Source organism: Rheinheimera salexigens (assembly GCF_001752395.1).
Lineage (GTDB): Bacteria > Pseudomonadota > Gammaproteobacteria > Enterobacterales > Alteromonadaceae > Alishewanella > Alishewanella salexigens.
Window position 1 is genome coordinate 2,917,539 of the sequence record NZ_MKEK01000001.1, and the last position, 18,259, is coordinate 2,935,797.

At 41.7% G+C, this 18,259-nt stretch carries 14 protein-coding genes and 3 tRNA genes; 2 read left to right on the top strand and 15 right to left on the bottom strand.

Annotated features, from left to right (window positions below; all coding sequences use genetic code 11):
- Positions 1-54: 54 nt before the first annotated feature.
- Positions 55-1,257: a tyrosine--tRNA ligase gene (gene tyrS, locus BI198_RS13390; protein WP_070050006.1), complete on the bottom strand. Its 1,203-nt coding sequence runs from the start codon at positions 1,255-1,257 to the stop codon at positions 55-57.
- Positions 1,258-1,405: 148 nt separating this feature from the next.
- Between tyrS and BI198_RS13395 the strand changes: the two genes are divergently transcribed.
- On the top strand, positions 1,406-2,752 hold the full coding sequence (locus BI198_RS13395) for a peptidoglycan DD-metalloendopeptidase family protein (RefSeq protein ID WP_070050007.1): 1,347 nt from the start codon (positions 1,406-1,408) through the stop codon (positions 2,750-2,752).
- 394 nt (positions 2,753-3,146) lie between these two features.
- On the opposite strand, the gene BI198_RS13400 is transcribed toward BI198_RS13395, so the two are convergent.
- The 14 genes from BI198_RS13400 to BI198_RS13465 all read right to left on the bottom strand — a co-directional run bounded on the left by BI198_RS13400 (position 3,147) and on the right by BI198_RS13465 (position 17,530).
- Entirely contained in the window at positions 3,147-4,277 is a 1,131-nt protein-coding gene (locus tag BI198_RS13400; RefSeq protein WP_070050008.1) for a sodium ion-translocating decarboxylase subunit beta, read from the bottom strand.
- Positions 4,278-4,302: 25 nt separating this feature from the next.
- Positions 4,303-6,099, bottom strand: coding sequence for a sodium-extruding oxaloacetate decarboxylase subunit alpha (gene oadA / locus BI198_RS13405; RefSeq protein WP_070050009.1), 1,797 nt, complete (start codon positions 6,097-6,099; stop codon positions 4,303-4,305).
- A gap of 12 nt (positions 6,100-6,111) precedes the next feature.
- Entirely contained in the window at positions 6,112-6,354 is a 243-nt protein-coding gene (locus tag BI198_RS13410) for an OadG family protein (RefSeq protein ID WP_070050010.1), read from the bottom strand.
- Positions 6,355-6,596: 242 nt separating this feature from the next.
- Entirely contained in the window at positions 6,597-7,217 is a 621-nt protein-coding gene (locus BI198_RS13415; protein ID WP_083256626.1) for a PqiC family protein, read from the bottom strand.
- Positions 7,214-8,887 (bottom strand): intermembrane transport protein PqiB, encoded by a 1,674-nt coding sequence (gene pqiB / locus BI198_RS13420; protein WP_074467421.1) that lies wholly within the window; start codon positions 8,885-8,887, stop codon positions 7,214-7,216. The genes BI198_RS13415 and pqiB overlap by 4 nt, the downstream gene beginning before the upstream one ends.
- Positions 8,877-10,268: a PqiA/YebS family transporter subunit gene (locus BI198_RS13425; protein WP_235605337.1), complete on the bottom strand. Its 1,392-nt coding sequence runs from the start codon at positions 10,266-10,268 to the stop codon at positions 8,877-8,879. The genes pqiB and BI198_RS13425 overlap by 11 nt, the downstream gene beginning before the upstream one ends.
- An 88-nt stretch (positions 10,269-10,356) precedes the next feature.
- Positions 10,357-10,433: transfer RNA gene (locus tag BI198_RS13430), tRNA-Arg, on the bottom strand.
- A gap of 89 nt (positions 10,434-10,522) precedes the next feature.
- Positions 10,523-10,599: transfer RNA gene (locus BI198_RS13435), tRNA-Arg, on the bottom strand.
- Between the two features lie 14 nt (positions 10,600-10,613).
- Positions 10,614-10,703: transfer RNA gene (locus BI198_RS13440), tRNA-Ser, on the bottom strand.
- Positions 10,704-10,865: 162 nt separating this feature from the next.
- Positions 10,866-11,066, bottom strand: coding sequence for a carbon storage regulator CsrA (gene csrA, locus BI198_RS13445; protein WP_070050013.1), 201 nt, complete (start codon positions 11,064-11,066; stop codon positions 10,866-10,868).
- A gap of 353 nt (positions 11,067-11,419) precedes the next feature.
- Entirely contained in the window at positions 11,420-14,038 is a 2,619-nt protein-coding gene (gene alaS / locus BI198_RS13450) for an alanine--tRNA ligase (RefSeq protein ID WP_158007100.1), read from the bottom strand.
- Positions 14,039-14,107: 69 nt separating this feature from the next.
- Positions 14,108-14,551 (bottom strand): regulatory protein RecX, encoded by a 444-nt coding sequence (locus tag BI198_RS13455; RefSeq protein WP_070050015.1) that lies wholly within the window; start codon positions 14,549-14,551, stop codon positions 14,108-14,110.
- 2 nt (positions 14,552-14,553) lie between these two features.
- A complete protein-coding gene (locus BI198_RS13460) occupies positions 14,554-15,279 on the bottom strand; it encodes a DUF2189 domain-containing protein (RefSeq protein WP_070050016.1) in 726 nt (241 codons plus the stop codon).
- Positions 15,280-15,391: 112 nt separating this feature from the next.
- Positions 15,392-17,530 (bottom strand): S46 family peptidase, encoded by a 2,139-nt coding sequence (locus BI198_RS13465; protein WP_083256627.1) that lies wholly within the window; start codon positions 17,528-17,530, stop codon positions 15,392-15,394.
- Between the two features lie 220 nt (positions 17,531-17,750).
- Between BI198_RS13465 and BI198_RS13470 the strand changes: the two genes are divergently transcribed.
- Positions 17,751-18,239 carry a TIGR00645 family protein gene (locus BI198_RS13470; protein ID WP_070050906.1) on the top strand — a complete coding sequence of 163 codons (489 nt, stop codon included), beginning with the start codon at positions 17,751-17,753 and terminating at the stop codon, positions 18,237-18,239.
- Positions 18,240-18,259: the final 20 nt, after the last annotated feature.

Genomic DNA, 18,259 nt, shown 5'->3' on the forward strand with positions numbered 1-18,259 from the left:
GAGATACATAACAGGCCGCAGCCTGCTATGTCAAGTTATTGTTTTATAAAACAATTAAACTAAAGAGATTTTTGCGAACTTACGTTTACCCACTTGGTAAATATCACTTGAGCCTTTAGCAATTTCTAACTTAGGATCAGTGATTTTATCTTCACCGTTAAGTTTAACCGCACCTTGCTTAATCATCCGAATAGCTTCAGACGTACTTGCCACTAAACCAGCTTCTTTTAATACATTTGCAATGGCCATACTGGCAGCTTCACAGCTAATACTTTGTTCAGGTATTTCATCCGGCAACGCATTTTTGGTAAAACGCTGAATAAAGTCTTGATGCGCTGCTTCAGCATCAGCTTCAGTGTGAAAACGCGCAATAATTTCTTTAGCTAATAGAATTTTAATATCTCTGGGGTTAGCACCGTCTGCAACTTGCTGCTTTAATCCCGCTATCTGTTCTATAGGCTTAAAGCTAAGCAAATCGTAGTAACGCCACATTAAGCTGTCAGAGATAGACATAATCTTACCAAACATATCGTTTGGTGCATCGGTAATACCGACATAGTTGCCTAACGACTTCGACATTTTTTGTACGCCGTCTAAGCCTTCTAGCAAAGGTACCATCATCACGGTTTGTGGCCGTTGACCTTCATCTTTTTGTAACTCGCGGCCCATTAATAAATTAAAGCGCTGGTCGGTACCGCCCATTTCAACATCCGCTTGCAGGGCTACAGAATCCCAACCTTGAACTAATGGATATAAGAACTCGTGGATGGCAATAGATTGATTATTGGCGTAGCGTTTTTTAAAGTCGTCACGCTCAAGCATTCTGGCAACAGTTTGCCGTGATGCTAATTTAATCATGCCGGCTGCGCCTAACTTATCCATCCACTCAGAATTAAACGCCACCCGCGTTTTATCAGCATCAAGGATTTTAAACACTTGTTCTTTATAGGTTTCAGCGTTAGCTAATACTTCTGCATGGCTCAGTGGCTTGCGCGTAACGTTTTTACCGCTTGGATCACCGATAGAGCCAGTAAAATCACCAATTAAGAATATGATTTCATGACCTAGCTGCTGAAAGGTACGTAATTTATTAATTAATACGGTATGACCTAAATGCAGATCAGGTGCCGTAGGGTCAAAGCCAGCCTTTATTTTCAGTGGCTTGCCTTCCTTTAATTTGGCAATAAGCTCTTCTTCAAGCAAAATTTCTTCGCAACCGCGCTTTAATTCCGCTAAAGCTAGCTCCCAGTCCGCCATTTGTCTCTCCCAATTAGTTTTAATTAATGTTAAATTACGCCTATTCTATAGCATGTACAAGCAGCTGCAAACGCACAAAAGACTGGTGTATTGCAATTAAAACGTATATGCTCGGTTTTTGTACGTTTATTGAGATCTGACTCGTATTATGCATCATTTAGTCACTAAAATTCCCAAGCCCCACCGCGTATTAATTGTCGGCATTTCGGTGATGCTGTCTATTACTTTACTATTACCCTCTGAACAAGCCGCTGCCTCTAAAGGCACTAAAAGCGCAGCTTTAGAAATTGGTAAACGTTATAGCTTAGATTTACCGCAAACAGCGGAAGATATTGCTGAAGAACAAGCGATTGCTAGCCTACCGGAGTTACCAGAAGAAGATCACTCGTTGAACTGGGCAACTTTGCAGGTACAAAAAGGTGATGTGCTTTCTGCATTATTTAAAAAAGCCAATGTCAGCCAGCAAACTATGTTAAATATTTTAGCATTAGGCACACAAGCTAAAACCTTAACTCGGTTATTTCCTGGCGAACAATTAGAGTTTGGCTTAGACCAAACAGGTGAATTACAAGAATTACGCTATGCCTTAAATCACTTAACCACCTTACGTATTAGCCGTGATGTAGATGGTAAATTTATTGCTGAAGAGTTGAAAAAAGAAGTTGAGCTACGCAGCCAATTTTCAAGTGCAGAAATTCGCAGTAATTTTTGGAGTGCAGGCATAGAGTCGGGATTATCTGAAGCCCAGATTATGAATTTAGCTGGAATTTTTGGATGGGATGTCGATTTTGGTTTAGATATCCGTGCTGGCGATAGCTTTAGCGTGTTATACGAAACCCAATTTGTCGATGGTGAGTTTATTGGCAATGGCAATATTATTGCTGCCCAGTTTCAAAACCAAGGCCATTTATATCAAGCAGTTCGTCACACTGATGGCAACTACTACAAGCCTGATGGTGCTAGCATGCGCCAAGCATTCTTACGTGCGCCAGTCAGCTTTCAATATGTAAGCTCTAACTTTAACCCGCGCCGGTTGCATCCCGTTTTAAAAACCGTACGCCCTCATAATGGTGTTGATTATGTGGCCCCTACAGGCACGCCTATTATGGCCGCTGGTGATGGTCGTGTTATCGCTTCTGCTTACAACAATTTAAATGGTAACTATGTGTTTATTCAACATGCCAATAATATTGTGACTAAATATTTGCACTTATCTAAGCGCCAAGTAAGTAAAGGTGAAAAGGTTCGTCAGGGCCAAACTCTGGGCCGTTTAGGTGCAACTGGTCGCGTTACCGGCGCTCACTTACATTATGAATTTTTATTAGATGGTGTGCATCGTAATCCGCGCACAATTAAGCTGCCACAGGCTACCCCATTACAAGGTAACGAAAAGCAATTATTTACCCAACAAGCCCAGCAGATTTTAGCCCAGTTACACACTAACGAGCGAGTATTGTTAGCGAAAACAGCAGCAGAGCCTACAGCAGCACCATAAGCTTTAGTGTTGAGTGTTTAGTGTTTAGTGTTGAGTGTTTAGTGTTGAGTGCTGAGTTAGACTGAAAACAAAAAAGCCAATCCGAAGATTGGCTTTTTTGTTGGTTGCTTAACAGCCTACATCCTAGCTGCTAGCTGCTAATGCTTTGTGTCACTGGACTGGCTCCAAAATATTAGATGCTCAACACTAAAAGTTTAAAACTAAATTTAAAACTAAGTTAAAGTGTATATACAGTTCGGTTTACCCTCACTAACACGCCGTAAACCCATCCCTGGGGCTCATTTCCGCCCGTCCAAGGCTGCAATGGTTAGTTTAGGCTAAAACCGAACCGCAATAATTTATCTTTGTCACTTGTCACTTGTCACTAAACATTCAACACTCACCACTATCTCAGCTAGCCTACTAGTGCGAGCAGTATACCTGCCGCTACCGCTGAGCCGATAACGCCGGCTACGTTAGGCCCCATAGCATGCATTAACAAGAAGTTATGTGGGTTAGCTTCTAAACCCACTTTATTCACTACTCGCGCCGCCATAGGCACAGCTGATACTCCTGCAGCCCCTATTAATGGATTAATGGGCTCTTTAGAAAACTTAGCCATTAGTTTTGCCATTAATACCCCGGAGGCAGTACCGATAGCAAAAGCGACAGCACCTAATAATAAGATCCCTAGCGTTTGCATGGTCAGAAACTTATCCGCACTAAGCTTTGAGCCTACCGCTAACCCTAGGAAGATGGTGACAATATTAATCAACTCATTTTGGGCGGTTTTGCTTAACCGATCGACCACGCCAGACTCGCGCATTAAGTTACCTAAACAAAACATACCAATTAATGGCGTCGCACTAGGTAATAGTAGAATGGTTAATAACAACACTAACAGTGGGAATAAAATACGCTCTTTTTGGCTAACTTCGCGTAATTGCTTCATTTGAATATTACGTTCGGCTTTACTGGTTAATGCCCGCATAATAGGCGGCTGGATTAACGGCACTAACGCCATATATGAGTATGCCGCTACTGCAATAGCACCAAGTAAATCTGGCGCTAACTTAGAGGCTAAAAATATGGCCGTTGGACCATCAGCACCACCAATAATAGCAATCGCTGAGGCTTCTTTTAGAGTAAAACTAAGCCCAGGTACAACATTTAACGCCACAGCACCGATTAAAGTAGCAAAAATACCAAACTGCGCCGCAGCTCCTAAAAATAACATTTTAGGATTAGCTATCAAGGCAGAGAAGTCGGTTAAAGCGCCTACCCCCATAAAAATTAGCAGTGGAAAGATCCCTGTTGAGATCCCTACTTCATAAATCATATGAAGAATGCCACCCACCTCTGATAAGCCCGCTATTGGAATATTAGTTAAAATCGCACCAAAACCAATGGGTAACAGTAAAAGTGGCTCAAAGCCTCGGGCAATGGCTAAATATAGCAAACCAAAGCCAACTAACATCATTACAACTTGGCCAGCCGTGAAATTAGCGATACCCGTTGAGGCAATTAACGTTGTAATTGAATCCATAACATATCCTTAAAGCTAGCTAGCGTTAATTAAAGCTAATCAGCACATCACCCGTGCTAACAGCATCGCCTGCAGCGATATGGATTTTAGTTACAGTACCATCAGCGACAGCACGTACCTCTGTTTCCATTTTCATTGCTTCCATAATAATAACCACATCACCGCGTTTAACGCTGTTGCCTTCTTTAGCCACTATTTTCCAGATATTACCGGCTAATGGCGCATTAAGCGTGGCACTACCAGTCAAGGATGCACTGCCGGGTATATTTTCCGATACCACAGGTTTAATAGCGGTTAGTTCGCCACCACTGGCTACTTCAACTTTATAAACCTTGCCATCTACCCGCACACTATAACTGGCTGGTTCACTATTATTTGCTGCAATTTTAGCGGCTTGGGCTTCTGCTTTAGCTTTCTCTTCTTGCTCAGCCAATTGCTCTGGTGCCGGTTCAAATGCCGCAGGATTATCCCGATTCTTTAAAAACTTTAAGCCCACTTGTGGGAACAAGGCATAAGTTAATACATCATCAATGGTTTCATCCGCTAAACGAATTTGTTCTGAATCCGCTAACTTATTTAATTCTATAGTGAGCTTAGCTAACTCAGGCTCAATTAAATCGGCCGGCCGACACGTTATTGGCTGTTCGCCGGCTAAAATTTTCAATTGTAGCTCTTTGTTCACCGCGGCAGGTGTTGCACCATATTCGCCTTTAAGCACGCCAACCGTTTCTTTAGTTACACTCTTATAACGCTCACCCGTTAACACGTTAAGCACCGCTTGAGTACCAACAATTTGCGAGGTAGGCGTAACAAGTGGCAGGAAGCCTAAATCTTCACGCACGCGCGGAATTTCTTTTAGGACGGTATCTAATTTATCCAGCGCACCCTGCTCTTTAAGCTGACTTTCCATATTAGTTAGCATACCGCCTGGAACTTGGGCGATTAAAATACGGGCATCAACCCCTTTTAATGACCCTTCAAACTGAGCATATTTTTTCCGAACATCACGAAAGTAAGCGGCAATTTCTGCCAACAGTTCAATATTAAGCCCAGTATCACGCGACTCACCTTCGGTAATGGCAACCATAGTCTCTGTCGCGCTATGGCCATAAGTCATACTCATAGATGAAATGGCTGTATCTAGAATATCGATACCAGCATCAATAGATTTTTGATACGTCGCTGTACTTAACCCCGTTGTAGCATGACACTGCATAGCTAATGGGATTTTAGTGGCTTCTTTAATCCGCGTCACTAATTCTTCAGCCACATAGGGTTTAAGTAAGCCAGCCATATCTTTAATACAAATAGAGTGACAGCCCATATCTTCTAACTGCCGCGCCATGTCAACCCACATATCAATGGTATGCACTGGGCTAACAGTATAAGAAATAGTACCTTGGGCATGCGCGCCCACTTTGATCGCTGCTTGTACTGCAGTTTGTAAATTGCGGATATCGTTCATAGCATCAAAAATACGGAATACATCAACGCCATTTTTGTGCGCGCGCTCTACAAATGCTTCCACTACATCGTCAGCATAATGACGGTAACCCAATAAATTCTGGCCTCGTAACAGCATTTGCTGCTTTGTATTTGGCATAGCTTTTTTTAGTTCACGAATACGATGCCACGGATCTTCACCTAAATAACGAATACAAGAGTCAAAAGTTGCTCCGCCCCAGGATTCAATTGACCAATAACCAACTTGATCTAATTTGGCGGCAATAGGCAGCATATCTTCGAGACGTAACCGGGTGGCTAATAATGACTGGTGCGCATCACGCAACACTAATTCGGTTAATAATAATGGCTTACTCATATTCAGGTCCTTTTAATGTTGTTGCCGATGCTGGTGAATTGCTGCAGTAATTGCAGCAACAATAGCGGGAGAAACTGCCGTTGATGCCGCCGGTATATTATCGATATATTTTTCTTTTGCCGGTGTAGGAAAGTAACGCTGCATAACTTTACTTAATAGCCCTACAGCCAAAACCAGCAGCCATAAAAAACAAAATACAGACACCATGCCTATCAACATTAAATTGGCTGACTCGATTAATAATTCTGTCACCATCTAGCATTCCTCTTAATTTTGGCTTGGGGTAATTATGACTGCCCGACAATGCTAAGATATTTTAGTTAAATTACTTAGACATTGATTTTTGCCATGTTTCTTATATTACATAGCATTATGCGGTGTTAACTTGCTGTCGCTAAATAACCTTGATTGATAGTTGCTATTAACAGCAAAAATACTAGGTTGCTAACCTTATACTTAAACGCTAAGCGTAACAGCAACTGACGCTATGTTTAACTTTAAATAGAGGCTGGCTTAGTTAATTGCTGCAAAATGTCCTCAGCTAACTGCTCTACCGCTTGGCTTAAACTTATTACTAAGGCTGGATAGCCATCAGCTTGTAAAGGCAATTGATAACTAAAAGTATAGTTTTTCACTTTGCTGGCATTTTCATTAACATTGTCACTAGCCGTTTTATTGTTGCCATGATTAAAAGCCGGCTGCAAGCTATAACGCCCCCGCAGCACGGCATAGCCTTCCGCCGTGCCATGGAACTGCTCGACACTCACTACCAGCGTCACCGCGTCAGAGCTCGGCTTAAGCGCGATAACGTAACCTTGATTACTTGCCTCTAGGCTATTGGCCAATTTACGTTGAATTTGTTGATCTAAGGGCTCGGCCCATAAGTGCTGCCGAGCTAATACCAATTGCACCGAAGACATTTGCATAATTAACGATTTACTATTTAAATAACTGGCTACTTGTACCGGTGGTATAAAAACAGATTGGTCATTTGATTTTGCTTCATGCGCTAATTTAGCCGTGCTTAATTGGTAATAATCCACCGATACCGAGCTACTACAGGCTGTAACAGCCGTTAGCATAACAAGTACTAGTACAAAAACGTTAAACATTCTCATGGTTTAGCTCTCTTAGGTTCAGGATCAGCGGCGGTCTCAGCATTAAAGAATAAGGCATTACTTTGTTGATTTAATAATTGCAAAACCGGTTGCACATCACGTAAAACTTGATCCAGCGTTTGCAAATTACTGTCTAATCGATCATAAGCTGGCGATCCTGGGCTAATACCCGCTAACATCGCTTGCAACTGTTGCATACTTTGTTGCAAATCTTGCGGCAACTGCTGTAGTTGCGGTGACGTTAATAAGGCATCGACTTGTTTAACAAGTATTGAAGCACTTTGCATCAACGCATCGGTGCTTTGTAAGGTTTTATCACCTTGCAATAATAATTGCTCAATCGGTAAGTTATTAATTTTGTCTAACGCCATTAATACTTTTTGTTCAATATTGCTAAAGCCACTACGGGCACTGGGTAACATTGGGTAGCCAGCACTGTCGCTTAACAACCTTTGCTCTGCTAATAAGCTGACTTGGCTCTCAACAAAGACAGGATCATTATTTAACGCCAGCTCAATAAATAATGCGCCGGTTAATAAGTTACCGGGTTTTAATGTAGCGTGCATGCCTTTGGCAACGGCTTTATTTAATTCTTCTTTAAGCTGCTTTTTACTTAAGTTTTCATATAGCCGGCCAGTTTCAACCCGAATCAACACCGGTATACCTTGTTGCAAAGATACTTCAAACGGTTTTTCAATAGAAAAGAAAAACGGCACACTAGCAACCGTACCTACACGAATACCGCGATACTCAACCGGCGCGCCTGATTTTAAACCTCGTACCGACTCGTCAAAAAATAATAAGTATTCAACATAATCGTTATACATGCCCTCTTGCACCCGTTGTCGGTTGGGAAACAATTGAAACTCAGAGCCATTATCGACCGCTTTACCGCTGGGCCAGCCTTGCATTAAATCAAAACTTACACCGCCACTTAATAATGTAGTTGCTGAAGCAATATCAACTTGTAAGCCTTCCGCATTCAAATCAAATGAAAAACCACTACTAAGCCAGAAACGGACGTTTTCAGACACTAAACTATCATAAGGCTCACGAATAAATATTTGATATTCAGTACGTTTTTGACCTAAATTAAATTCACTGTGTTCGACCGTACCCACTTCATAGCCTCGATACAGCACCGGATCGCCAACGGCTAAACCACTGGTATCTGATGCACTCAACATAACGCGGATACCCGGCGCATCGGCCGGTGCTGCAGGTTGGGAAGGTAATAACTGATAATGACGCTGTTCTACTTCAGACTCGCCTGGTTGCAATTCAATATAGGCGCCAGATAACAAGGTATCTAAACCGGTGACACCCGCTCGGCCAATTTGCGGTTTAACCACCCAAAACTGTGAGTCTTGGTTCAGCATGGCGCTAATGGCAGGTTTCATCCGCGCTTTAATAATAACTTGTTTTAAGTCGCCACTTAATTCGACGGAAACCACCTGACCAACATCAACGCTACGGCTTTTAATTTGGGTTTTATTGGCAATAATGCCTTCAGCATCTGCAGCCACTAACGTTAATAATGCCCCTTGTTGCTGGTAGTGATTATATAGCATCCAGCAACCAACCAAGATTGCAGCGAGTGGCACAACCCAGATTGGTGACCATTGTTTAATACTGCGGACTTTCGCTGTTGTAACTTCACTATCTGTCACTCGCTTTCCCCTCATATACCGGACGTGCGTCCCATAATAACCGCGGATCAAAACTTAACGCTGCTAACATAGTTAATATCACCACGGCAGCAAATACAATAACGCCCACACCAGGATAAACAGTCATTAATAAATCAAACCTAACTAAAGCTGCCATAATGGCAACCACCAACACATCCACCATCGACCAGCGGCCTATCCAATCAACCACCCGATACACTTGTGTCGAATAACGTTGTCGGCCTGCTTTGGATATTCGGGTTAAATAACACAACCACAATAACACCAGTATTTTTGCAACTGGCACAATCACACTGGCAATTAAAATAATAATGGCCACTGGATAAGCGCCGTCTTGCCACATAATTATTAAGCCACTAATAATTGTCGATTCTATACGATCACCAAACGATACTGTGATCATAATCGGCAATAAGTTTGCAGGTATATACAGTATTATTGCGGCGACTAATAAAGCGATGGTATTTTGAATACTGCCACGTTGCCGCGGATACACCGTACTGTGACAACGCGTGCAATTTTTATGCTGTAACAACACCATTCCCGTACACACTTGACACAGCTTTAAGCCTTGCTCTAATCCACCCATACCTACTGTAGTGTTGAGTGATAACGATGGCGCTGGCGATATTTTTGACCATAACTCTCGTTGATCAATAACTTGAAACACCCGCAAATGTAATAAACAAAAAATACAGAAGGCCCAAAAACTCGCCCCTAAAGAAATTTCAGCATCGGCCACTAATTTAACAAAGCTAATAATAAGACCCATTAAAAAGATATCGACCATACTCCAAGGTTTTAACATGTATAAAACCCGCGCCACCCATACTCTAAACGGTAGTTTATAGAGCATACCTAGCTTTAAATATATAATTGCCATCATGCAAAAAGCCGGAATAGCTTGAATTAACAACCAAATCAGTAAGGCTAGCCATTGATGATGCTGTTGAAATAACACTGACGAGGTATCAAAGAAGCTCATTTGATGCCGATCACCGGCAACAAACATGCTAACAAAGGGAAATAAATTGGCTAACAACAACATAAATAACGCTGTTGCTGCATACAACACAGGCCTAAGTATCGGCTGAACATGCCGAGCATCTAAAGTATGGTTACAACGACTGCAACATGCCTCTTCGCCAGCCTGTAAAGTAGTAATTTCCTGAACTAAATCGCAATGCCGACATAACACAGTTTGCATAGTAACACTGTGGTTGTCAGATATTGGCTGTGCTGCTGTATTAGTGGTAGCTAAAACCGTCACTATGGATTGGCTCGCTGCAGTAGATAGAAGAATTGCTGTGCCGCTAATACGGTTTATTCTAAGCGTGTTAGCCACAAATTTATAGTGCATTTATAGCATAACGCTGATGATTTAGATAATAAAAAGCAGGTAATAAAAAACCCGCTTAGGTTTTCACCAGAGCGGGTTCTTCTTAATGTGGCGGACGCAGGAGGATTCGAACCTCCGACCGCTCGGTTCGTAGCCGAGTACTCTATCCAGCTGAGCTATGCGTCCGGGGTGGTGCTAACTTTTACTTTAAATATTAAAACTTGTTACTACAACTTCTTTACTTTACTTCATCACTTGGCCATCTAAGGTTTAGATGGCGGACACAGGAGGATTCGAACCTCCGACCGCTCGGTTCGTAGCCGAGTACTCTATCCAGCTGAGCTATGCGTCCGGTCTAAAACAAAATGGCGGAGAAAGAGGGATTCGAACCCTCGATAGAGTTTCCCCTATACACCCTTAGCAGGGGTGCGCCTTCAGCCACTCGGCCATTTCTCCACTCTGTGTTGCGGCGTGTATATTAATGTCTTAAGAATATATGTCAAACAATTTCTGGTAATTAGAAGTGCGTTTGGCGACCTTTTAAACAATTGTTTAGATAACCAGCACTAAATGGACAAATTCAATACTATGCAAGCAAAGTTTGTCACGTAAACTAAATTACTTATCACCACCGAAATTTTCTTCAGTTGTGCCTTTTTCTGCTTGGATACGCATATAAATTTCTTCGCGATGTACAGAAACTTCTTTAGGTGCATTTACACCAATGCGAACTTGGTTACCTTTTACACCTAATACGGTCACTGTGACTTCGTCACCAATCATCAGTGTCTCACCAACACGACGAGTAAGAATTAGCATTCGCTTGCTCCTGTTGCATTTTCTCAATGCATTTCACACTGAGATAAATTTATAGTGGGGTATCATAACTCAGCGCCTGAGCTGATTAACAGCCTGACAAGGTAAATAATGACACTAATTAGCTATTTGTAATGGAAAAGCCTAGTAATTGTAGCAACCAATTACTATTTTCAGGTTATTTTTCGCCATAATTAAAAGAATTTAAGACCAATCAACATTGTATCAACATTCTTGGCTTAAATTTACGCCAACGACCATAACACTATGCGATAAGGCCGTTGGCTTACTAATTTTTTAACTATGCTTTTAATTAAGCTATTTACTAAAGATTAAACTAATAGTTTTATTTAGCCTTAAGCGAGCTGCTGGCTAACCTGCTGCTTAGCACCGTCAAGTACTGCACTTAAGGCATTAACATCGGTACCACCGGCTTGGGCCATATCAGGACGACCACCGCCTTTACCACCTAGTTGCTCGGCAGCCCAACCCACTAACTTTCCAGCATGCACTTTATCGGTAACATCGGCAGACACACCAGCTATTAAGCTAATTTTATCATCATTTACTGTGGCTAATAAAATAACCGCTGATGTTAATTTGTTTTTTAACTGATCAAGCATCGTCCGTAGCGCTTTTGGCTCGGTAGCCGGCAATTGAGCGACTAACACCGTTACTCCGGCAATTTGCTCTGCTTGATCTAAAATAGATGCACCCGCTTGACTGGCTAATTTAGCTTTTAATTGCTCTATTTCTTTTTCCAATAACTTACTGCGATCTAAAGACTGCTCTACGCGCTCTGCAATGCTTAACACATCGCCTTTAAGTGCTGCAGCCACTTGTTGTGCTTGTTGCTCTAACTGCTGCACATACGCCACAGCGCCAGCACCACTTACCGCTTCTATACGGCGCACGCCTGAAGCAATACCTGCTTCAGAAATCAGTTTTACTAAACCAATGTCTCCGGTGCGTTTGACGTGTGTTCCGCCACAAAGTTCTATCGAAAATTCACCCATACTTAATACACGTACTTCGTCAGTGTATTTTTCACCAAACAACGCCATAGCACCGGCGGTTTTAGCCTGCTCAATAGACATTAATCGGGTTTCTAAGGCATGATTTTGCTGAATTTGTTCATTGACCAGTTGTTCTATACGGCGTAACTCTTCGGCTTTTACTGCGGAAAAATGGCTAAAATCAAAACGTAACCGATCTGGTTGCACTAACGAGCCTTTTTGGGTCACGTGCTCGCCCAATACTTGACGTAAAGCAGCATGCAGTAAATGGGTAGCAGAGTGGTTTTGTTTGATTGCAGCTCGGCGCACGGTATCAATTTGTGCGCTAACGGCATCACCCGTTTTAATGCCACCCAACACCTTGCCTTTATGAGCAATAGCATTGTTCAGCTTTATAGTGTCTTCAATCATAAATACCGCACCAGAAGCTAAATTTAAGCTTCCCGTATCACCGACTTGGCCGCCTGACTCTGCATAAAATGGGCTTTGATCTAAGATAACTAAACCAGTATCACCATCTTCAAGCTGTGCTACCACTTCACCCTCTTTTATGAGCTCTAACACCACGGCTTGATTAGTTTCTTCACTATAACCAGTAAACTTTGACTGCTGGGCTGTGGTTAAGTTGGTATTATAATCGGCAGAGAAATTTGACGCTTGCTGGGCACGTTTTCGTTGTTCGGCCATCGCGGCATCAAAGCCAGCTTGATCAATGGTTAAATTACGTTCACGAGCAACATCATTAGTTAAATCGACTGGAAAGCCATAAGTATCATATAACTTAAACACTAATTCACCCGGTAAAACAGTACCTTCAACCTGCTGCAAAGCTTGCTCTAAGATAACTAAACCACGCTCTAGAGTTTTGCCAAATTGCTCTTCTTCTAATTTTAGTACCTTTTCTATCACGGCCTGCTTTTGTGCCAGCTCTGGATAGGCTTCGCCCATTTGCTTAACAAGTTCTGCCACTAATTGATAGAAAAACGCGCCTTTAGCACCAAGTTTATTACCATGGCGTACTGCACGACGGACAATGCGCCGTAACACATAACCACGCCCTTCATTAGACGGCTGCACGCCATCAATAATTAAGAATGCACAGCTACGAATGTGATCCGCCACTACCCGTAATGATTTATCACTTAAATCCGTGGCACCGGTAATCTTGGCCGCAGCATTAATTAAGCCAACAAACATATCTATTTCATAATTACTGTGCACATTTTGTAAAATAGCGGCTATGCGCTCAAGCCCCATACCCGTATCAACGCTGGGCTTAGGCAGCGGATCCATGCGGCCATCGGCTTGGCGATTAAACTGCATAAAAACGATATTCCAGATTTCAATAAACCGATCGCCATCCTCTTCGGCTGAACCTGGAGGGCCACCCCAGATATGCTCACCGTGATCATAAAAAATCTCAGAGCAAGGTCCACAAGGGCCGGTATCGCCCATCGACCAAAAATTATCAGACGCGTAAGCGGCACCTTTATTATCGCCAATCCGAACAATTCGCTCAGCCGGCACACCAATTTCGTTTAACCAAATAGCATAAGCTTCGTCATCAGACTCATATACCGTCACCAACAACTTATGTTTTGGTAACTGCATTTCTTCGGTTAAAAATTGCCACGCATACTGAATAGCTTCACGCTTAAAATAATCGCCAAAGCTAAAGTTACCTAACATTTCAAAAAAAGTATGGTGCCGTGCTGTGTAGCCAACATTTTCTAAATCGTTATGTTTACCACCCGCTCGAACACAACGTTGTGAAGATACCGCGCGGGTATAATTACGTTGGTCTTGGCCTAAAAAGACATCTTTAAATTGCACCATGCCAGCGTTGGTAAATAACAATGTGGCATCGTTACCTGGGATCAGCGAGCTGCTAGGCACTATCTGGTGTTGTTTACTGGCAAAAAAATCTAAAAAAGCACGCCTGATATTGGCCGATGTCATTGTCATGAAAAAATCCTGTCCACGTTGGGTTGTTCAAAACGAATTAATTAAACCAAGTAACTCGTTAATTTAATACTCTGTAAAAATATGTTGTATCTGGTCATGATTAAAACCACGGCGTTGCATATACGCCATACGTTTCATTTTATCTTTGTAATCAATTACTGGGCTATCCGAATACTTTTTGCTATATACCCGCTTTGCCGCTGCAAACCAATCGATATTTAATTCTGCTAAGCACAGCTTTAGCTCATCCACGCCAATATTATGCTGTTTCAGCTCTTGAGCAATATAGTTAAAGCCATAGCCTCTATTCGTTCGGCTACGCACTAACATCTTAATATAGCGCGGTTGATTCAGATAGTCGTAGCTTTTACACCAAGCTATAACTTGCTCAATATGTTCGCTTAAGCCGCCCAACTGCTGTAAGCGGCGGCGTAACTCTACCTCACTATAATCGCGTCGTGTTAACCAACTTAGCGCTTTATGTTTTAATTCTGCCGGTTCAAGCATGCTTATACTTCCAACACACCATCACCCTCTTTAGTGTTAACTTGCAGGGCAAAAAAATCATTAAACGATAAAAAGAAAGCAATATTAAGTACAGGAATAACCACAATTAAGCCAATAAACATGGTGGGTACAGTTAATAATATTAATAAAAAGCTTAATCCAGCAAACACCGCTAAAGGGGTAATATTGCGCCAGCAAGCAACAAAGCTGGCTTGCATGATGGCTAACAGCCTATGCTCTTGCAAAAAGTAAGCAATGGCAACGGCATAAGCAAACACCATCCAAATAATAATTGAACTAGCAACAAATAACAGCAGCAACCAAGGGTCGTTAATGCCCTCTAATTGTTGGTTATAAATGGTTTGCGCTAATACGCTTAACGGTATAGCAGCCAGCATATTGATGGCGGCCAAGCGAATAAATACCATGCGGCAACTCGGTTGTTGCAATGGAGTAAACATATCAGTGTATTGAATGGTTTTTTTCTGCTGAATATCAACAATGCTTTTATATATACCCGCGGTTAAAAACGGGCTAATAAATAACGCAGCAATATTTAATAAGGTATGTAAAGAACCCAGCGCAGCGGTAAAAATAAGGGTGAAAAACATTAATAGCCAAATCATCGGCGCTTGTTTAAATATTTGCCAACCTTGTTGCAGCCATTGTAGCGGTGACAATGCCTTTACTCGCCGCACAATAAGCTTAATCCGAAACTGGTTATTCACTATGTCTCCAATGCGTATAAAATGCTAATAGCAAAACGTAATTAAGCGAATATAATACTGCAAAATGAGACTAATTAAGAGCGCTAGTTAATAATCAATTTAAACTAACCGCCTAGTTTGCTCTGCTTAACTCGGTTAATAAGGTTTTTGCGGCTTTATCTTGTTGTAATTGCCATAAAATATAACGGCTATCAACATGAATAGCCCGACTGTGTTGCTCATCATAATGCCAGTCACTAATAACCGTCTCGCACGCGCCATCTATAACAATACCGACAATATTACCTTGCCAGTTTAAGGTTACCGCGCCTGCATGACCAGAGGTAATATCAGCGTTAGTTAAAAAGTTAATCGGTAAACTTTGATATTCAGTTTGCTGTAACTGCTGCATCAGCTTGTTTACTGCAGGTGCAGCTTCAGTACGGCCAAAATTATCTATTAAGCCTTTGGCAGAACTAAAAGGCTGATACCATACTGCGTCTCTTGGTTGATAGCCTTTCACTTGAGCAACATTTAGCCGCAAAGTGCCGTTAGCATCAGCATAAAAATCCAAATTATTAGCATCATTAAAAGCTTGCCATACCTCAATATAAGCTGGCCAAGCTTGGGCTAACTCAGCTTCAAGCAACTGTCGTTGTTGCTGAATTTTTTCATGGCTTTTTTGCATAGCAACCGCAAAGCTAATTAAGGTATCTTGGCTTTGCACGAACTGCTCAACATTAGCGGTTAACCAAGCTTCGCGCTGCGCTTTGTCACTCAATTTAGAGCCACGATAAATGGCCTCTAATTTATGCCGAACTATTTCGACATTAAAACCATCCTTTAAAGCAAAATAATGGTCTAGATCTGCTAAGCGATGCTCTGGCGGTAATTTGGCATATTCGGCTAAAAATTGTAAGGCTAAGCTTTGATCAACACGGCTATCAAAATGCTCTGCAATATGCTGCATGCTTTGAGTTAGCTCGTGCTTGGCTTGCTTTAATGCAGTGCTATTGCTGGTTTGGTCTTGCCTAAGTAAGGCATAGTGATATAACTGCTGCGCTAATGATGGCAGCTGAACATAGTTAAAGTTTTCTAATGTAAGATCGCGCCGGGATTGTTGATATTGCTGTTGATTAAGCTCCGTTACACGCTGTACTACTTGAGTATACAGCTGCCGCCGAACCAAACTGCCATTTATCCACGTTGCTAATTTGGCTTCTTGGCTAAGCTTATTTTTAATCACCGAACTATGGCCAAAACGCGCTAGCTGTTTCTGCTCTTGAGTAATGATTTTAGCCAGCCAATATAGTTGATGCTGATAAGTTTCCGCCAGCCGGCTATTGCTGGTGGTATGTTTCTGGATTATACCTAACGCTTGCTGATGATATTGTAATTGTAACGGTTCTAGCTGCTCAAATTGTAAGCTGACAGCCGCTGCCGTTTGATAACGCTGGCTATACATAGGAAAGCCAGCCACTAAAACATCGTCATGTTCGCTAACACCTTGGGTGGAAAAAGCTAAAAACGATTCCGCTTGGTGCGGTACATTTTGCAATGAAAAATCTGCTGTTTGGCCCTTAAGGTCAACATAGCCACGTAAAAACACATAATCCGCACTATATTGTGGCCACGCGTTAGCATCTGCCTTTTGGCCTAATTGTGCTAAAGCCGCATTAGGCGCATACACCAACCGAACATCCTGTATTTCTAATGATTTAACTATTTTATACTGTAACCCACCATCAACTGTGTGTAACTGACAGCGTAATTTAGTTTGCAGCTCACACTGTTGTAATAACGGCTCTGTTAGCTGCTGCAGTTTTATTAGTCGTTGCTGAGGAGTTAACTGACTATCAAGTTGGCGCTTAATCACTAACGTGACATCATCTACTTGCTGCGGAATAGTTATTTTTACACCTTGCAGTGGCAACTCTTTATTAGCGTCTATTGCTGCAAAGTTATCATTCGCCACTAGCCCTTCAACAGATAACGCAGCAGATTGGGCTATTTTATCAGCAATACAATTATTGCTGGTCAATACTAAGCCATGTTTAGCCACCAGCGCGCCACTGCAATTATTTACTTTTACAGCAGTTGCCAAACTAAGCTGAGTTAATTTATTGATAATGTCTGCTTTTGTGTTGGCGTGATTATTGGCTAGATGTGTGGCTAATTCAGTTTGTTGTGCTGTTTGCCAAAAACCTTCATTCGCCGTCGCTGATAAACAACATAACAACAGCGCTACACTGGCCATACGACATAGATTCATTACACAGTATCACCTGAAAATTCATGGTATTGAACGCTATCACATTCTGAACAGCACACTGACAATAATGCGGCAAGACGCTCAAATTTGCGGTAATTGCCTCATACTGTTTATACAATCAATTAAGCAGTTGATTAAACACTTAATTGTTGCTTATTTCATCCTTGACCTAGGGCGATAACAACGGATAATAAACCCTAACAACAAAATGGGTTTATTTATGGAAGCTTGGTTTGAAAGAATAATGTATGCATCGCGTTGGATTATGGCGCCAATTTATCTTGGTTTAAGTTTGGCACTACTAGCCTTAGGTATTAAATTTTTTCAGGAAATTTGGCACATCATCCCCATTATTTTCTCCATGAAAGAAATTGAATTAGTGTTAGTGGTGCTATCACTCATTGATATTACTTTAGTCGGCGGGTTAATTGTGATGGTAATGTTCTCTGGTTATGAGAACTTTGTTTCAAGATTAGATTTAGAGGACAATGATGAAAAGTTGGGCTGGTTAGGAAAGCTGGATGCCGGTTCATTAAAAAATAAAGTGGCCGCTTCAATCGTGGCTATTTCATCAATACATTTATTAAAAGTATTTATGAATACAGAAAATATCAGTAATGATAAAATTAAATGGTACTTATTAATGCATATCACTTTTGTGCTATCTGCATTTGCTATGGGCTATTTAGATAAGTTACTGCGTAAATAAGTGCAATACAGACTATTCCG